General features: G+C 55.1%; 19 protein-coding genes. 4 read left to right on the top strand and 15 right to left on the bottom strand.

What is annotated here, in order from left to right; all coding sequences use genetic code 11:
• Nucleotides 1-30: 30 nt before the first annotated feature.
• Together dnaG and rpsU are read right to left on the bottom strand one after the other, a co-directional pair.
• Nucleotides 31-1776, bottom strand: coding sequence for a DNA primase (dnaG, locus tag G8S19_RS03090; RefSeq protein ID WP_048213264.1), 1746 nt, complete (start codon nt 1774-1776; stop codon nt 31-33).
• 234 nt (nt 1777-2010) lie between these two features.
• Nucleotides 2011-2226 carry a 30S ribosomal protein S21 gene (gene rpsU, locus G8S19_RS03095; protein ID WP_001144069.1) on the bottom strand — a complete coding sequence of 72 codons (216 nt, stop codon included), beginning with the start codon at nt 2224-2226 and terminating at the stop codon, nt 2011-2013.
• A gap of 236 nt (nt 2227-2462) precedes the next feature.
• Here rpsU and tsaD point away from each other — a divergent pair, with 236 nt between their 5' ends.
• Entirely contained in the window at nt 2463-3476 is a 1014-nt protein-coding gene (gene tsaD / locus G8S19_RS03100; RefSeq protein ID WP_003024694.1) for a tRNA (adenosine(37)-N6)-threonylcarbamoyltransferase complex transferase subunit TsaD, read from the top strand.
• 37 nt (nt 3477-3513) lie between these two features.
• Here tsaD and ureG read toward each other — a convergent pair whose 3' ends face one another.
• From ureG to ttdA, 10 genes are all read right to left on the bottom strand, one after another.
• Complete coding sequence (ureG, locus tag G8S19_RS03105) at nt 3514-4131, bottom strand: urease accessory protein UreG (protein ID WP_124021435.1); 618 nt, start codon at nt 4129-4131, stop codon at nt 3514-3516.
• A 9-nt stretch (nt 4132-4140) separates the two neighbouring features.
• The gene (locus G8S19_RS03110; RefSeq protein WP_124021434.1) at nt 4141-4812 is read right to left on the bottom strand and encodes an urease accessory protein UreF; all 672 of its coding nucleotides are present in this window, start codon (nt 4810-4812) and stop codon (nt 4141-4143) included.
• Entirely contained in the window at nt 4812-5270 is a 459-nt protein-coding gene (gene ureE, locus G8S19_RS03115; protein WP_003024684.1) for an urease accessory protein UreE, read from the bottom strand. Before ureE ends, G8S19_RS03110 begins: the two co-directional genes overlap by 1 nt.
• Nucleotides 5271-5278: 8 nt before the next feature.
• On the bottom strand, nt 5279-6982 hold the full coding sequence (gene ureC, locus G8S19_RS03120; RefSeq protein WP_124021433.1) for an urease subunit alpha: 1704 nt from the start codon (nt 6980-6982) through the stop codon (nt 5279-5281).
• Complete coding sequence (locus tag G8S19_RS03125) at nt 6975-7295, bottom strand: urease subunit beta (protein WP_124021432.1); 321 nt, start codon at nt 7293-7295, stop codon at nt 6975-6977. The genes ureC and G8S19_RS03125 overlap by 8 nt, the downstream gene beginning before the upstream one ends.
• Before the next feature lie 9 nt (nt 7296-7304).
• Nucleotides 7305-7607: an urease subunit gamma gene (locus G8S19_RS03130; RefSeq protein ID WP_003024678.1), complete on the bottom strand. Its 303-nt coding sequence runs from the start codon at nt 7605-7607 to the stop codon at nt 7305-7307.
• A gap of 10 nt (nt 7608-7617) precedes the next feature.
• Entirely contained in the window at nt 7618-8442 is an 825-nt protein-coding gene (locus G8S19_RS03135; RefSeq protein WP_197724099.1) for an urease accessory protein UreD, read from the bottom strand.
• A 122-nt stretch (nt 8443-8564) separates the two neighbouring features.
• Complete coding sequence (locus G8S19_RS03140; protein ID WP_124021430.1) at nt 8565-10028, bottom strand: anion permease; 1464 nt, start codon at nt 10026-10028, stop codon at nt 8565-8567.
• Between the two features lie 48 nt (nt 10029-10076).
• Entirely contained in the window at nt 10077-10682 is a 606-nt protein-coding gene (ttdB, locus tag G8S19_RS03145; protein WP_101742461.1) for a L(+)-tartrate dehydratase subunit beta, read from the bottom strand.
• The gene (gene ttdA, locus G8S19_RS03150) at nt 10679-11587 is read right to left on the bottom strand and encodes a L(+)-tartrate dehydratase subunit alpha (RefSeq protein WP_116360749.1); all 909 of its coding nucleotides are present in this window, start codon (nt 11585-11587) and stop codon (nt 10679-10681) included. Before ttdA ends, ttdB begins: the two co-directional genes overlap by 4 nt.
• Before the next feature lie 212 nt (nt 11588-11799).
• Here ttdA and G8S19_RS03155 point away from each other — a divergent pair, with 212 nt between their 5' ends.
• Nucleotides 11800-12741, top strand: a complete 942-nt coding sequence (locus G8S19_RS03155) for a LysR family transcriptional regulator (RefSeq protein WP_124021429.1) — start codon at nt 11800-11802, stop codon at nt 12739-12741.
• A gap of 31 nt (nt 12742-12772) precedes the next feature.
• On the opposite strand, the gene plsY is transcribed toward G8S19_RS03155, so the two are convergent.
• Entirely contained in the window at nt 12773-13390 is a 618-nt protein-coding gene (gene plsY / locus G8S19_RS03160) for a glycerol-3-phosphate 1-O-acyltransferase PlsY (protein WP_003024662.1), read from the bottom strand.
• A gap of 106 nt (nt 13391-13496) precedes the next feature.
• On the opposite strand from plsY, the gene folB reads away from it, so the two are divergent.
• Together folB and bacA are read left to right on the top strand one after the other, a co-directional pair.
• The gene (gene folB, locus G8S19_RS03165) at nt 13497-13865 is read left to right on the top strand and encodes a bifunctional dihydroneopterin aldolase/7,8-dihydroneopterin epimerase (RefSeq protein WP_003838117.1); all 369 of its coding nucleotides are present in this window, start codon (nt 13497-13499) and stop codon (nt 13863-13865) included.
• Nucleotides 13866-13955: 90 nt separating this feature from the next.
• Nucleotides 13956-14774, top strand: a complete 819-nt coding sequence (gene bacA / locus G8S19_RS03170) for an undecaprenyl-diphosphate phosphatase (RefSeq protein ID WP_048213256.1) — start codon at nt 13956-13958, stop codon at nt 14772-14774.
• A 61-nt stretch (nt 14775-14835) separates the two neighbouring features.
• On the opposite strand, the gene G8S19_RS03175 is transcribed toward bacA, so the two are convergent.
• Both G8S19_RS03175 and G8S19_RS03180 read right to left on the bottom strand, forming a co-directional pair.
• On the bottom strand, nt 14836-16077 hold the full coding sequence (locus tag G8S19_RS03175) for a multifunctional CCA addition/repair protein (protein WP_124021427.1): 1242 nt from the start codon (nt 16075-16077) through the stop codon (nt 14836-14838).
• A 61-nt stretch (nt 16078-16138) separates the two neighbouring features.
• Nucleotides 16139-16759: a TIGR04211 family SH3 domain-containing protein gene (locus G8S19_RS03180; RefSeq protein WP_048213254.1), complete on the bottom strand. Its 621-nt coding sequence runs from the start codon at nt 16757-16759 to the stop codon at nt 16139-16141.
• Nucleotides 16760-16885: the final 126 nt, after the last annotated feature.

Genomic DNA, 16885 nt, shown 5'->3' on the forward strand with positions numbered 1-16885 from the left:
TGATACAACGCGAATGATTTTGTCTTTCTCTTATTTCCTGGCCAGTTCCTGGTTCAGCGTCCAGAGTTCCCGGCGTTCTTCGCTGCTTAAACCGTGTGTGCGCTCACGAGCTATCAACTCTTCCTGGCGCAGTTCAAGCATCGAATCAAACATATGGTTGAGTGAGTCGGTGAAGGTTTTTTCTGCGATATCTTTATCTGCTATATCGTCCCACATCGACAGTTTTTCAAGGGTTGCAGCATCATTTGTACCGCGATAGTGCTCTAAAAGTTGTCCGGTGGTCAGACCTGGCTGAGCCAGACAAGTGTTGACCAGTTCTCTGAATAAGCCAAGTCCAGGCAGCTTATTGCTATCCAGTGCGCCTAACGGTGGAACCAGCGGGGCGAGCTCCGGGTTTTGCACCAGTAACCCTATAAGTATACGCATGGTCGTACGTTTTAGCTGTGGAACCGGGCGGGAAGCCCCATTTTCTGCCAGTTTTGGCATTAAACGTTCAAGCTGGCTGTCATCCAGAATGCCGAGCTTGTTTCCCAACTCCTGTCGCAGGTAAATGCGCAACGTTTCGCCTGGTACCTGAGTAATCAGCGGTAATGCCAGCGTGCTGAGCTGTGCGCGTCCGTCTGGGGTACTCAAATCCACCTGCGGCAACAGGCTGTTAAATAAAAACGCAGAGAGCGGCAGCGCCTGCTCCATCCGGGCTTCAAAGGCCTCTTTCCCTTCTTTACGCACCAGCGTATCGGGATCTTCGCCGTCAGGTAAAAACATAAAGCGTAGCTGGCGTCCGTCTGTCATATAGGGCAGTGCGGTTTCCAGCGCGCGCCATGCTGCGTCGCGCCCGGCGCGGTCGCCGTCGTAACAGCAAATTACATTGTTCGTCGCGCGGAACAACAGCTGAATGTGATCGGCGGTGGTGGATGTCCCAAGGGATGCCACGGCGTAGTTAATGCCGTATTGCGCCAGCGCCACCACATCCATATAGCCTTCTACCACTAACAGGCGCTGCGGATCGGCGTTATCCTGCTGGGCTTCATAAAGGCCATACAGCTGGCGACCTTTATGGAAAATATCGGTTTCCGGGGAGTTCAGATACTTCGGCAGGGCATCGCCCAGCACGCGTCCACCAAAACCAATGACCCGACCACGTTTGTCGCGGATGGGGAACATCACCCGTTCGCGAAAGCGATCGTAACTGCGTCCCTGATCGTTGGTAACCAACATCCCCGCATCGACCAGCGATTTGCGATTCTCAGCATTACCGCCAAACCGTTTCAGGACGTTGTCCCAGCCGGGGGGCGCAAAACCAATAGCAAAACGGGTGATAACGTCGCTACTTAATCCTCGCTTTTCCAGGTACTGGCGCGCAGGGGTAGCGGCGGGCTGCATCAAAGACTGTTGATAAAAAGTGTTCAGGCCGTCCATCAATTGATAAAGGCTTTGCCGTTGATGGCGCTCTATCTGACTGGGGCCACTGCCTGCTTCATAGGGCACTTCAAGGTTGTGCATTGCGGCCAGTTCTTCGACGGTTTCCACAAACTCGAGCTTGTCGTAGTTCATGAGAAAGTCGACGGCGTTGCCGTGCGCGCCACACCCAAAGCAGTGATAAAACTGTTTTTCACCGTTTACGGTGAAAGAGGGGGTTTTTTCGTTATGGAACGGACAGCACGCGTGATAATTTTTGCCCTGCTTTTTCAGCTTTACCCGCGCGTCGATGAGATCGACGATGTCGGTTCTTGCCAGCAGGTCATTGATAAATACGCGTGGAATTCGTCCAGCCATATGCCCCTTTTATACACTTCATCCTTCAGCCTGCCTCTGTGTTGGCTGCGCTCGCTCACCCCTGTCACTTACTTATGTAAGCTCCGGGGCTTCACTCACTTGCCGCCTTGATGCATACTGAATGATTTTGTGTATATGCCAATGCATAAACGAAAATAAGCCGCGCATTCCTTCCGGAAGCACGGCCTTACAACTACAACTCAGTCTGAATTGAGAGCTTTGGCTCTCAATAGATTAGTACAGACGAGTGCGGCGTGCGTTTTCGCGAGCCAGTTTCTTCGCGTGACGTTTCACAGCAGAAGCTTTAGCGCGCTTACGTTCGGTAGTCGGTTTTTCATAGAACTCACGACGACGAACTTCCGCCAGAACACCTGCTTTTTCGCATGAACGCTTGAAGCGACGCAGTGCTACGTCGAACGGCTCGTTTTCACGTACTTTAATTACCGGCATGTAACTCTCACCTTTAATAAATTCGGTTTGCCGCTGGCATCAACGCCAGCTTATTTCAAAATGGTGCGGAATTTTACTGCAATTGCTGCTGCTTTGTAAAGCACCGACGCGATTTTGAAAGGGACTTTTATAAGGACAAGGAGTATACACGAGCGGAACTCCTGGGGCGAACAAAGTTTTACATCAACCCGCATTGGTCCTACACTGCGCGGTAATAGAGCGAGGTAAAACAAGTCATGCGTGTACTGGGTATTGAAACATCCTGCGATGAAACCGGCATCGCCATTTACGACGATGAAAAAGGTCTTTTAGCCAACCAATTGTATAGTCAGGTGAAATTACACGCTGACTACGGCGGCGTAGTGCCAGAACTGGCCTCGCGCGATCACGTACGTAAAACCGTACCGCTGATCCAGGCCGCGCTGAAAGAGGCGGGACTGACGGCAAAAGAGATTGATGCGGTAGCGTATACCGCAGGTCCTGGTTTGGTTGGCGCGCTGCTGGTTGGCGCAACCGTAGGACGTTCGCTGGCGTTCGCCTGGGGCGTACCAGCAATTCCTGTGCACCATATGGAAGGGCATCTGCTGGCGCCGATGCTGGAAGATAATCCCCCTGCGTTCCCGTTCGTCGCGCTGCTGGTTTCTGGTGGTCACACGCAGCTTATCAGCGTCACCGGTATCGGTCAGTATGAATTACTCGGCGAATCGATTGATGATGCTGCTGGCGAAGCGTTCGACAAAACCGCCAAGCTGCTGGGGCTGGATTACCCTGGAGGTCCAATGCTGTCAAAGCTTGCCTCGCAAGGCGTTGAAAAACGCTTTGTCTTCCCGCGCCCGATGACCGACCGTCCGGGGCTGGATTTCAGCTTCTCCGGGCTGAAAACCTTTGCCGCGAATACCATTCGTAATAACGAAAATGACGATCAGACGCGCGCAGATATCGCCCGAGCCTTTGAAGATGCGGTAGTTGATACGCTGATGATCAAGTGCAAACGCGCGCTGGATCAAACCGGTTTTAAACGTCTGGTGATGGCGGGGGGCGTGAGCGCGAACCGTACGCTGCGCGCAAAATTGGCCGAGATGATGCAAAAACGTCGTGGCGAAGTATTTTACGCGCGTCCGGAATTTTGTACCGACAACGGGGCGATGATCGCCTACGCGGGCATGGTGCGTTTTAAAGCAGGCGCAACGGCGGATCTTGGCGTAACCGTGCGCCCACGCTGGCCGCTGGCGGAATTACCGGCGGCGTGATTTTTTGCCCGGTGGCGCAATGTTACCGGGCAAGACGCTACATCCGCAGCATTCCCTTCTCTTCCAGAAACGCGATAATTTTTTCCAGACCCTCTCCGGATTTTAAATTACTGAACGTCCACGGACGCTCGCCGCGCATACGTAGGGTATCGCGTTCCATCACCTCCAGCGAGGCGCCGACGTAAGGGGCCAGATCGGTTTTATTGATAACCAGAAAATCGGATTTAGTGATCCCCGGGCCTCCCTTACGCGGGATCTTCTCGCCTTCGGCAACGTCGATCACATAGATTGTCAGATCCGCTAATTCCGGACTGAAGGTGGCGCTCAGGTTATCGCCGCCGCTTTCCACAAAAATCAGATCCAGATTGCCGAATTTCTCGCTCAGCGCCTCTACGGCAGCCAGATTCATCGACGCATCTTCGCGGATGGCGGTATGCGGGCAGCCGCCGGTTTCCACACCGACGATCCTGTCTGGCTCCAGTGCGCCCGCCTCGGTGAGAATGCGCTGATCTTCTTTGGTGTAGATATCGTTGGTGACTACCGCCAGTTGATAGCTGCTGCGCATAGATTTGCATAACGCTTCCAGCAGCGCCGTTTTGCCGGAACCGACCGGGCCGCCAACGCCTACGCGCAGGGGATGCTTGCTGTTACTCATTTTTTCTCCTCAGGAGCGGAATAATCGGGAATATTGGGTTTCATGCCGGGCAGACGCGATAGCGGCCAACGGCGTAGCGGAGCCGAGACTGGCGTCAGGCGTCGCCAGCGCCTGTGCCAGACCCTGCGCATAGCGATCGCAGAGCGCAATAATCAAACGCTGGGCCGCCTGTTGTCCAAAAGGAACCAGCTTGACGCCAGCCATCACAGCGCTCTCAATCCAGCTGTAGCCGAGGCTTAACGCCAGCTCGGTCAGGGGAATTCTCCACCGCACGGCCAGCCAGGCCATGCCGCAAAGCTGGCTGTCGGCGAAGAGAGTGCGCCACTCTCGCGAGCAATCCGCCTCCCAGTCGGTGACCAGCCGCGTAAACGCCGCGCCCCGACTGCGTTCTTCATCCCGCAGTTCGCGGGTTTCCCGGCAGGCCAACAGGTAAGCGCTCCAGCGGCGTGCGGCATCGAGATCGTCCTGCTCGCAGGCGCGATACAGTCTCGCCAGCAGCGGTAGGTCGACGGTAAAAAAGTTTTGCTCCATCTGTTGAATTTGCCAGTAAGAGAAGTCATCGACGCTTTTCACCCAGCCAATCTCCACCGCCCACTCCAGACCCTGGGACCAGGTAAACGACCCCACCGGGAGTGCGCTGCTGGCAAGCTGCATCAGACGCAGCTGTTGGGTGTTATGCATCAGTGCGCATGGCCGTGATGATGCCCGTGTGATTCACTGGCATAAGCGCCTGCTTCCGGTTCAAACGGTAGTTGAGCGAACGTCACCTCGAGGTTGAACTGACGCAGCATGGCGTCCAGCACATGATCGTGGTGGTAACGCAGTTCATCCGGCAGAATTTGCAACGGAACGTGGCGATTGCCGAGGTGATAACAGGCTTTGGCGAGCAGGAAAGGATCGGCGCAGCGCACCACGGAAACCGACTCCGGCGCGGCGATCACTTCGATCACCTCGCTGCCATCGTCGGTGGTCAGCAGGTCGCCACCGCGTAACAGCAAACCGCGCGGTAGCATCAGCCCGGCTTCGCGACCGTCGTTCAGCGCCACTCTGGCACGACTTTTTACCCGCATATCAATGGGTAGCGTGACGCTTGCGGTGACGCGGTGAGCGTGGTCAAGGCGTTGGGTCAGGTAGATCATCGTCACTCCTAAAACAGAAAATAGCGTTGTGCCATCGGCAAAACGTTTGCCGGTTCGCTGGTAATCAGTTCGCCATCAATACGCACCTCGTAGGTCTGAGCATCGACGGTGATATTGGGTTGCAGGTCGTTGTGGATCATGTTGGCCTTTTTCACTGTTCTGCAGCCTTTAACGACGGCGATGGCGCTTTGCAGGTTGAGCTGCTGCGCGATGTTTTGCGCATCAGCGGCCTGCGAAATAAAGGTCAGCCGGGTGTGATGCCGCGCTGCGCCAAGTGCGCCGAACATCATGCGGTAATGCACCGGCTGTGGGGTGGGAATCGAGGCATTGATGTCGCCCATCGGCGCACAGACGATCATCCCGCCTTTAACGATCGTCGCCGGTTTTACGCCAAAGAATGCCGGTGACCACAGCACCAGATCGGCCAGTTTGCCAGGCTCAACGGAGCCGACTTCATGGGCGATACCGTGGGTTAGCGCCGGATTGATGGTGTATTTGGCGACGTAGCGTTTAATGCGCAGGTTGTCGTTGTCACCGGTTTCTTCTGCCAACGGGCCACGCTGAACCTTCATGCGGTGCGCCACCTGCCAGGTGCGCAGGATCACTTCGCCCACGCGCCCCATTGCCTGTGAATCGGACGAGGTCAGGGAAAAGGCGCCAATGTCATGCAGCACATCTTCGGCAGCGATCGTTTCCCGGCGAATGCGTGATTCGGCAAAAGCCACGTCTTCGGCGATATCCGGATCGAGATGGTGGCAAACCATCAGCATGTCGAGATGCTCGTCGATGGTGTTGATGGTATAGGGCAGCGTCGGGTTCGTAGAGGAGGGCAGGATATTCGGATGCGCGCAGGCGGTGATGATATCCGGTGCATGACCGCCGCCCGCGCCTTCGGTGTGAAAAGTATGAATGGTGCGATCGCCAATCGCCGCCAGCGTATCTTCCACGAAACCGGACTCATTGAGCGTGTCGCTGTGCAGCGCGACCTGGATGTCCATCTCGTCGGCCACGGTCAGTGCGCAGTCGATGGCGGCAGGCGTGGCGCCCCAGTCTTCATGGATTTTCAGGCCAATGGCGCCCGCGGTGATTTGCTCGCGCAGGGCGTCAGGATTTGAGCCGTTACCTTTGCCCAGTAAACCGATGTTAACCGGTAACGTGTCTGCCGCCTGCAGCATGCGAGCGATGTACCACGGACCCGGCGTACAGGTGGTGGCGTGAGTGCCCGCGGCCGGACCGGTGCCGCCGCCGATCATCGTTGTCACACCGGAAACCAGCGCCTCTTGCGCCTGCTGTGGGCAGATCCAGTGAATATGCGTATCCACGCCGCCTGCGGTGACGATCTTGCCTTCCCCGGCGATGACTTCAGTTCCCACGCCTATCGGGATCGTAACGTTGGGCTGAATATCGGGATTACCTGCCTTGCCGATGGCGAAGATCCTGCCGGCTTTGATACCGATATCCGCTTTCACGATCCCCCAGTGATCGACGATCAGCGCGTTGGTTATTACCAGATCCACACATGCATCGGTGCGCATTTGCCCCTGGCCCATGCCGTCGCGGATCACTTTGCCGCCGCCGAATTTGACCTCTTCGCCGTAGGTGGTGAAGTCTTTTTCCACTTCGATCCACAGGTCGGTATCCGCCAGGCGCACTTTATCGCCGGTGGTTGGGCCAAACATGTCGGCGTACGCCTGCCGGGAAATGTCACTCATTATCTGCCTCCAGCGCGCCCATCACTTCGCTGCGAAAACCCACGATCCTTTGTGCGCCAGCAACGCGCACCAGTTCGACTTCGCGTTTTTGTCCGGGCTCAAAACGCACCGCTGTGCCCGCAGCAATGTTCAGACGAAAGCCGCGTGCGGCCAGCCTGTCAAAGTGCAGCGCCGGGTTCACTTCGAAAAAGTGATAGTGCGATCCCACCTGGATAGGCCTGTCGCCATGATTTTCCACCACGATCGTGCAGATCTCCCGCCCCTGATTAAGCGCGATATTGCCTTTTGCGATCTGATATTCACCTGGGATCATTGCCGCTCCTTAGACGATCGGATTGTGGACAGTGACCAGCTTCGATCCGTCCGGAAAGGTGGCTTCAACCTGAATATCCGGGATCATTTCCGGTACGCCTTCCATCACCTGATCGCGGCGCAGCACGTGACGCCCGTCCTCCATCAGCGCGGCCACAGTTTGCCCGTCGCGCGCCCCTTCCATGATGAAAGCGCTAATCAGCGCCACCGATTCCGGGTAGTTCAGCTTCAGCCCGCGGGCCAGACGACGTTCCGCCACCAGTGCGGCGGTAAACAGCAACAACTTATCTTTTTCTCTGGGGGTCAGTTCCATAAGGGTTCTCTTAGGTTTGCCAGATTCGCGGGAGTACGGGCACTTTGTGTGTCAGTAGCGGGCGCAAAAACTGCCAGATGTCACGCATAACGCGTTGAACAACCAGGTTGTCGTTAGCAAGAAAACGGATTGTCAGCAGCGAGTCGTTAAGTGTTGCCCCGGCGTAATCGCCAAGCGCCATAAGCCGCTCCCGCGTGCCCTCCAGCATGTGTTCGTTGGCCGGATAACACAGCAACGTGCCGACCCAGGGATGATGCGCGACGCCGCTCAGATTCCCCTCCTGCAATATCAAGCGTTCTATCAGCAGCGGCTGCCCATCTCGCCACACTTCCAGGCGATTTTGCAGCATGCCGTGGCTGAAAGTTTCCTGCATAACCGGTCGGCCAAGACACAGCAGATCCCAGGCCAGCAAGCGGCTCTCTGATGCGATGTGAAATACAGACTGAATAACAGCATTGGCACCGGGAAAGAGGATTGTATCCTGCGGCAGCCACTCCAGCGTGGCGTGCGAGGCGAGGGTAAAGTGCTGGCGCAGCAACGCTTGTGGCCCTCGGCTGCGATAAAACTTGCCCGCGCCGGGCTGGGTGATTAACGCATGGCTGTTTTCGTCGAGCGTGACGGCAATATGAAGCTCGTCCCCGCCAACGATCCCCGCAGGTGGATGCAGCAAATAGAGGTGACAGACCTCCTCTTCCGGGTAAAACGGACGCTGAACCGTCAATGGACCATGATGACGCGCCGAGGCGAGCACCGTTTTGTGCCCGGTGCGGGTAAAATGCAGATCCAGTTCGGCCTGCCAGCCCCGTGTGAGTGTCTCGTGCGCAACCGTGTCCAGAGCGTTTCCCTTATCAGCATGAGGGTGTTTGCATACAAAAAAGTATGCCTCAGCGCATCGGGAAAAGGGTCATATGAGAAGCTTATGGAAAAAGGGGCGACAATACGCCGCCCCAATGGGGTTTACAGTAAAACGAGGGGCATCCAGAGCAGACCGGTGATCACCAGCAGCACGAGGAAAATCAGGCCAAAAATAGCGCCGAGCCGCCAGTAATCCACCGTCGGCAAATAGCCGCTGCCGTAGTAGATAGGGCTGGGACCGGTGGCGTATGGGGTCAGAATGCTGCCCAGACCAATGGCGGCGCCGACCATCAGGCAGAAGACCGGTAATGGGATTTCCGGCATTGCCAGCGCGGCGGCAATCATCATTGGCGCGAGGGCAGAGGTATAGGCCGTGGCGCTGGCAAAGAAGTAACGCAGCAGATAGAACACCACGATCAGCGCTACCATCACCATCACCGGCGAATAGCCACTCAGCCCGTTTGCCAGCAGCTTGCCGAACCAGGTAATAAAACCGGTGTTATTGAGCCCGGTGGCCAGCGTGATCAGCGAGGCCAGCCAGAAAAAGACGTTCCATGCGGCTTTATTGCTGACGATGTCATCCCAGCTAATGATGCGTAGTACCAGCATCAACGCCACCACGCTGTATCCGACCATTGCGGCGTCAATGTAGTCGCCACCGAAGATCCACAGCACTAACGCGCCGACCATCAGCACCAGCATCTTTTTCTCGCGAGCGCAGAGCGGTCCCATCGCTTTTAGCTCTGTATCCGCCCAACGTGGAACCTGATCGCCGGATTTCAGCACCGGTGGATACAGCACGTACGCCAGCCACGGCACGATCAGCACCAGTAAAATGCTCAGCGGCAGCATGCCTAAGAACCAGTCGCCCCAGCTCAGCGCCGTGTGGGACGCGCCTTTCATCAGGCCGATCAACAGCAGGTTCGGTGCCATCGCCGTTAAGAAAATAGCGCTGGTAACGCAGTCAGCGACAATGCCCATCCACATGATGTACGAGCCAATGGAGCGTGAACTGGCGCTATTGGGCTGCGAGTTATACAGCGGCGGCAGGTTGCGGATAATCGGGTAGATTATTCCGGCTCCGCGCGCGGAGTTGGAAGGCGTGACGGGAGCGAGGATAAGTTCGGAGAACATCACCGCATAGCCGAGAAATAACGTCCGGTGCCCCATCTTTTTCACCAGCATCAGCGCGATTCGCCGACCAAGGCCGGTTTTCTCATAGCCGGTACCAAACATAAAGGCCGCGAAGATCAGCCAGATAACCGAGTTTGAAAAGCCCGATACCGCCCAGGACAGCGATTTGGCGGTAAATTTAAAACCGTCCTGCGCGAGTTGCTCCGGGCTGAACAGCAGCCACGGCGAAAGGACGGCGATGATCGAAATGCCAATCATCGCCACCACCGCGCCCGGTACAGGTTCCAGAATAAGCCCGACAATCACACCGGTAAAGACGGCAAAATAGAGCCAGGTGTGACTCTCAAGACCGGTGGGGACGGGCAGAACAGCAATAATGGCGATGACCACCAGCGGAGCCAGGTATCGCCACCAACCAGCTAAAGGTGCCATTGTTGTATCCCTGCGAAGAGGGAGAGGCGTTACGCCCCTCCGGGAGGGTTATTTGATGTAGTGCACGTGCTCGCAGATTTCTTCGACGATAGGATCGCGACGTTCAGCGAACAGCTTTTTGTTTTCGGCAATCAGGTTATTACCGTGGGTATCGATGGAAACGATCAGCGGGCCGAACTCTTTTACCCGGCATACCCACAGAGATTCCGGCATGCCGAGTTCGGTCCAGTGTACCTCTTCAATTTCTTCAACCTGAGTTGCCGCCACGACCGCACAGCCAGCCGGGAAGATGACGTGCAGCGCTTTGAACTGTTTACAGCCTTCTTCCGTCAGCGGTCCCATGCCGCCTTTGCCGACCACCAGCTTGACGCCCGTCTGCTCGATAAAGTCTTTCTCAAACGCTTCCATACGCATGCTGGTAGTTGGGCCGACGGAGACCATCTCCCATTTTTCACCGTTCTTACGGACGATCGGGCCCGCATGGAAAATGGCTTTGCCGTTCAGGTCATAAGGAATCGGGCGCTTCAGTTCGATCAGGCGGCGGTGGCAAACGTCACGGCAGGTCACCAGCGTGCCGCTCAGGTAAATGACATCGCCAACGCGAATGTCAGCCAGATCTTCGGCTTTGATCGGGGTTGTGAGGATCTTTTTCATAACGCGCTCCGGGTGTGAGACAGGTTTTCGAAGGAGAGGTCGGCATGAACCAACAGCGTGCCGCGACGATGCGCCCAGCAGCCGGTAGAGACGGCAACGCCGATAGTTGACGGGTGGCGCGCGGCGGATTCGATATGTACGCCCATCACTGAGCTATTCCCGGTCAACCCTTGCGGCCCAATGCCCAGACGGTTAAGCCCTTCTTCCAGGCGCAGTTCCAGTTCGGCCGCTTTTGGGTTTGGATGGCGTGATCCGATTGGGCGCAGCACCGCTTTACGAGAAAGCACGGCAGCGGTTTCTACAGAGGTGGCAATACCCACGCCCACCAGTACCGGCGGACAGGCGTTGACTGCCAGCGTGGAGATATTTTCGAAGACAAATTTCACCACGCCTTCATAGCCTTCAGAAGGCATTAACACTTTCGAGCGCCCCGGCAGCGTACAGCCGCCGCCTGCCATGTAGACTTCGATTTCCGCGTCATCGTTATCAGGGATGATGTCCCAGGTGACCCACGGCACACCGGTGCCGGTATTTTTTCCGGTATTCACTTCGTCAAAAATCTCAACCGCGTTATGGCGCAGCGGCGCTTTTACCGTGGCGTCTTCAACGGCCTGTTTCAGAATGCTTTGCAGTTCGCCGAGGTGTGGAAAACGGGAACCGACCTTCACAAAAAACATGATTTCACCGGTGTCCTGACAGGCCGGACGATTCAGGTCGATAGCTTTCTGCATGTTGTCAAACATGGTGTGGTAGATGATTTTACCCATCTTTGATGTTTCGCCTTCACGCAGCTGTTTTAATTTATCCACAACATCGTCAGGCATGCGGGTAGAAATCATGGCGGTAAAGTCGGCGACAATGTTCGTCAGCGTAGTTATCGCATGTTGGTTATTTTGATTGCTCATCTTATTAACTCCAGTTCTTTTATTTGTCTGGAAATAAATTCTCCGTCACAAACTACCACTAAAAATGTGGTTTTATATTATTTGGCACTGTGAATATCTAATTAACAGTTCGTGAATGATGTCCAGATAAGGCAATAAAAATTGCGCCAGGGCAGGGTTTAATACGTATGGGAGAATTACACTGCGGTTAATCACATTACGGATTACCGATCATGCTGAACACGTATCCCCTGGCGAAAGACCTGCAGGTGCTGGTTGAAATTGTGCATAGCGGCAGTTTCAGCGCCGCCGCTGCGACGCTGGGGCAGACGCCAGCGTTTGTGACGAAACGCATTCAGATCCTTGAGTCTACGTTGGGGACGACGCTGCTAAGCCGCTCTGCGCGTGGCGTAGCGCTCACGGAGAGTGGTCAACGTTGCTATGAACATGCGCAGGCGATCCTCGCAGGTTATCAGCATCTGGTCGATGACGTTACGCAACTCAAAACGCGTCCGGCAGGGATGATTCGTATCGGCTGTAGCTTTGGTTTTGGGCGCAGTTATATTGCACCAGCAATTACCGAATTGATGCACAGCTATCCTGAATTACAGGTACATTTTGAACTTTACGATCGGCAAATTGATTTGGCGCAGGATAATATCGATTTGGATATTCGTATCAATGATGAAATTCCTGATTATTATATTGCTCATTTGTTAACGAAAAATAAAAGGATATTATGCGCAGCGCCGGAGTATTTACAAAAATACTGTGAGCCGACGACGTTACAGGAATTAATTCGGCATGATTGTCTGGTCACCAAAGAACGGGATATGACTCACGGGGTGTGGGAACTGGATAACGGCCAGGAGAAAAAGTCGGTTAAGGTGGCGGGACATCTTTCCTCTAACAGCGGTGAGATTGTGCTGCAGTGGGCGCTGCAGGGAAAAGGGATCATGCTGCGTTCTGAATGGGACGTACAACCGTTTCTGGCTAGCGGTGAACTGGTGCGGGTGCTACCGGACTATGCGCAAAGCGCCAATATCTGGGCGGTTTATCAGGAGCCGTTGTATCGCAGCGTGAAGCTTCGCGTGTGCGTGGAGTTTCTGGCGACGTGGTGTCAGAACCGATTAGGCAAACCGGTGGAGGGGTATCACATCCCCGAGGCCGGATAAGACGCCGACGCGTCGCTATCCGACAATAAAATCACTCGGGGTCTTTTTCGCGTTTTTTCTTTAGCTTGGTCCAGATCTTCGGCTCCTGACGACGCCACAGACGCTGAATGTTGTCATGGTGACGAAGCAGAATTAAGCACGACAACATGGACACCGGGAAAGTGAACTGGGGATTGAACCACCAGACGTAAAAAGGGGCGATCAGCGCACTGACGATAGCGCCTAACGACGAATAGCCGCTTAACAGGACGGTTAGTAGCCAGGTTCCGGCCATCACGCCGGTTAAGTCCCAGCCAATCGGCGCAATTGCGCCAAAGGCGGTGGCAACGCCTTTTCCACCTTTAAAGCCGAAAAATACCGGCCAAATGTGTCCCAGACAGGCGGCGATTGCGATCAATCCCAGCCAGAAGGGGCTGACGCCTAGCGCATAGGCACCCCAGACGGGTAACATACCTTTCAGGACGTCGAAAATCAGTACCGCGACGGCGGCTCCCTTGCCACCGATGCGCAGCACGTTTGTCGCGCCCGGATTCCCAGAGCCGCTGTCGCGCGGGTCCGGCAATCCAGCAAGGCGGCATACCAGAATAGCACTGGAAATTGAGCCACAGAGGTACGCGAAGATAATCATTCCAGGCGCGATTGCACTCATAAGCTGTTCCGTTTTGAAAATGTCGTGTAAAACGCTACTTCTGTGGATAATACGCATATTTCGCCGGAAGTGGTATCCGGGTTAGCCAAAAAGCAGGCAGGTCGTGATGGATATTGTATTTATAGAGCAACTTTCTGTAATCACCACTATTGGTGTTTACGACTGGGAACAAACGATCGAACAACGGTTGGTGTTCGATATCGAAATGGCATGGGATAACCGCAAATCAGCTAAAAGCGATGATGTGGCTGATTGCCTGAGCTATGCTGATATTGCTCAAACGGTTGTTAATCATGTGGAAGGTGGGCGTTTTGCGCTGGTAGAACGTGTGGCGGAAGAGGTGGCGGATTTGCTACTTAACCGCTTTAATTCTCCGTGGGTGCGCATCAAGCTGAGCAAACCTGGTGCGGTGGCCCGTGCGGCAAACGTCGGGGTCGTCATTGAGCGTGGCAATAATCTGAAAGAAAATAATTAATTTAATAATTTCTAAATCAAACGGGTATAAAAGAGTCCTGACGTCGGCTCTTTTTTGCCGTGCTTTTTCTCTTTCGTTAGGGGTTTATTGATGAGTGATATGCACTCGCTGCTGGTGGCGGCAATTTTGGGTGTGGTCGAAGGGCTGACGGAGTTCCTACCCGTTTCCAGTACCGGCCATATGATAATTGTTGGCCACTTGTTAGGTTTTGAGGGCGATACCGCAAAAACGTTTGAAGTCGTGATCCAACTGGGTTCCATTCTGGCGGTAGTGGTGATGTTCTGGCGACGTCTGTTTGGTTTAATTGGCATTCACTTTGGCAAGGCCCCGCATGAAGGTACTGGTAAAGGTCGGCTGACGCTGGGGCATATCCTGTTGGGGATGATTCCAGCCGTTGTCCTTGGGCTGGTCTTCCACGACACCATCAAGTCACTGTTTAATCCGATCAACGTGATGTATGCGCTGGTGGTGGGGGGCGTGCTGCTGATTGTCGCAGAGTGCCTGAAACCGAAAGAGCCGCGCGCGCCGGGTCTGGATGATATGACATATCGCCAGGCGTTTATGATTGGCTGTTTTCAGTGTCTCGCGCTGTGGCCGGGTTTTTCTCGTTCCGGTGCGACGATTTCTGGCGGTATGCTGATGGGGGTGAGCCGTTACGCGGCCTCTGAATTCTCTTTCCTGCTGGCGGTGCCGATGATGATGGGCGCGACGGCGCTGGATCTCTACAAGAGCTGGTCGTTCCTTAGCGCATCAGATATCCCAATGTTTGCCGTCGGCTTTGTGACCGCGTTTATTGTGGCGCTGGTGGCGATCAAAACCTTTCTGCAGCTGATTAAGCGTATCTCGTTCATTCCGTTTGCGATTTACCGCTTTGTTGTGGCGGCTGCCGTTTACGTCGTGTTCTTCTGATGACTTACCGTGGTGCCGGATGGCGGCGTTTCGCCTTATCCGGCCTACGGGTGATATCCGTTCAGGCGGTGGGTTTAGGACACCGCTTCTCCTTCCAGTTGGCCACCGCCGCGATGCGACGTCGGGTCAGTTCTTCACGAATTGCCTGACCTTTGAATCCCGCTTCCACGACATCTTTCGTGGGTACCGCCTGCGCAACCTGCCAGGCTTCGCGCAACAGCCTGCCTTGCGGGTAATCCGCCGCTTCAAAACCGGTTCGCCCACGCACGTCGGCCTCACTGGTCAGGGCGATTTGCTCCACGCGCTGCGGTTTGCGCCACGCATCGATGGAATCAAACAGCTTAACGATGGTTTTCGGTTGCAGGATCGGGAAGGTATGAATCAGGTCGTGGAACTCGGCTACCAGTTTGGCTAAGTCGCGGATGTCATTCGGCACGCGCAGGCGCTGACACAGTTGCTCGACCAGCTTAACGCCCGCCGGACCGTGGCCGTGGTGGCGCGGCCATAGCGCTTTAGGCGTTAATGCTTTACCGAGATCGTGACACAGCGTGGCGAAACGTACGTCGACCTCCGGACTTAACATGGCTGCCATCGACAGCGTCATCAGCGTGTGAATACCGGTATCAATTTCCGGATGCCACTGCGCGGGCGCGGGAACGCCGAACAGAGCATCTACTTCCGGGAACAGCACGCGCAGGGCATCGCAATCGCGCAGGACCTGAAAAAATACCTGTGGGTTGCGGGTGGTTAAGGCGCTTTCTGTCTCTTTCCACACGCGTTCTGGCGTCAGGTGTTCCAGCTCTCCAGCGGCGGCCATGTTGCGCATCAGCGTCATGGTTTCATCAGCAACACGAAAGCCAAGGTGCGCATAGCGAGCAGCAAAGCGCGCCACGCGCAGAACGCGCAGTGGATCCTCGCTAAAAGCCGGGGAAACATGACGCAGCAGGCGGTTTTCCAGATCGTCGCGTCCGTTATACGGGTCGATAATCTCCCCGTTGTCATCGCGGGCCATTGCGTTGATGGTCAGGTCGCGCCGCTGAAGATCGGCTTCCAGCGTCACATCTGGCGCGGCATAACAGGTGAATCCGGTGTAACCTGAGCCCGATTTTCGTTCGGTGCGCGCCAGCGCATACTCTTCCCGGGAGTGTGGGTGGAGAAACACGGGGAAATCGCGGCCTACCTGCTGATAGCCCGCGTCAAGCATCTCCTGCGGCGTGGCACCGACAACGACCCAATCTTTATCTTTAATCGGTAGCCCTAATAACGCATCCCGAACAGCACCACCGACCAGATAAATCTTCACGCCACTTTCCTTTTGAAAAAAACATCCCTTAATCATATGTCAGTGTGGCGGAGAAGGCGATTCAGTTCATCCAGCGATCTTTGCGTTTACGGCTTGGGATCATGTGCGGCAGAACCAGACCGAGCAGCAGACCAAGACCCAGCACGCCGCCGCCATACATAAACCATTGCATGATGATAGTACGCTGTTTGTCATCAAGCTGAAGGTTGGCTGCGCTTACCTTCTTTTGCGCCACGATAAGCTCGTTCTTCAGCTTCTGGTTTTCTTCCTTCAACCCGTCGATCACGCTGTCGCTTTGCGATACTTTTTGCTGCATATCGGCGGTACGCTGATTCCATGTGGTATCGATATTATTGAGCTTATCGGTCAGTGTTTTAACCTGGTTTTCCAGATCGGGTACACGGGTACGCAGGCTTGGCGTACTGTTCAGCTCTTTCAGTGGGATCCAGGCGGTACGTCCGGTGCTGTCTTTCACCTGGGCGTAGTTGGTGTTGGCATCGGTCTGTAATAGCGTGACTTCCTCGCCGGCGTTAACCGTACCCACGAGGCGATAATTATCTCCCGGACCGCTGCGGACCCAGGTGTTCAGTTCGTCAGAGACATAGCGCTTCTCTTCGGCATGAGAGACTGCAGTGGCGCTAAGTGCGAGTAAAGTTAATCCAATCAGGCGTAATTTTGGCATCAGGCTGTCGTTATTGTCATAGAAAGTGGAACGATAGTAGTGGCATCAGTGTCTCTACGCAAAGCATTCGACATCAATCGGAATCATCTGTGTCCTTTTTGCCACCACCCGAAACTTTTACGCCCG

It is taken from the genome of Citrobacter sp. SX206, assembly GCF_024181025.1.
In the GTDB taxonomy this organism is placed as follows: domain Bacteria; phylum Pseudomonadota; class Gammaproteobacteria; order Enterobacterales; family Enterobacteriaceae; genus Citrobacter; species Citrobacter youngae.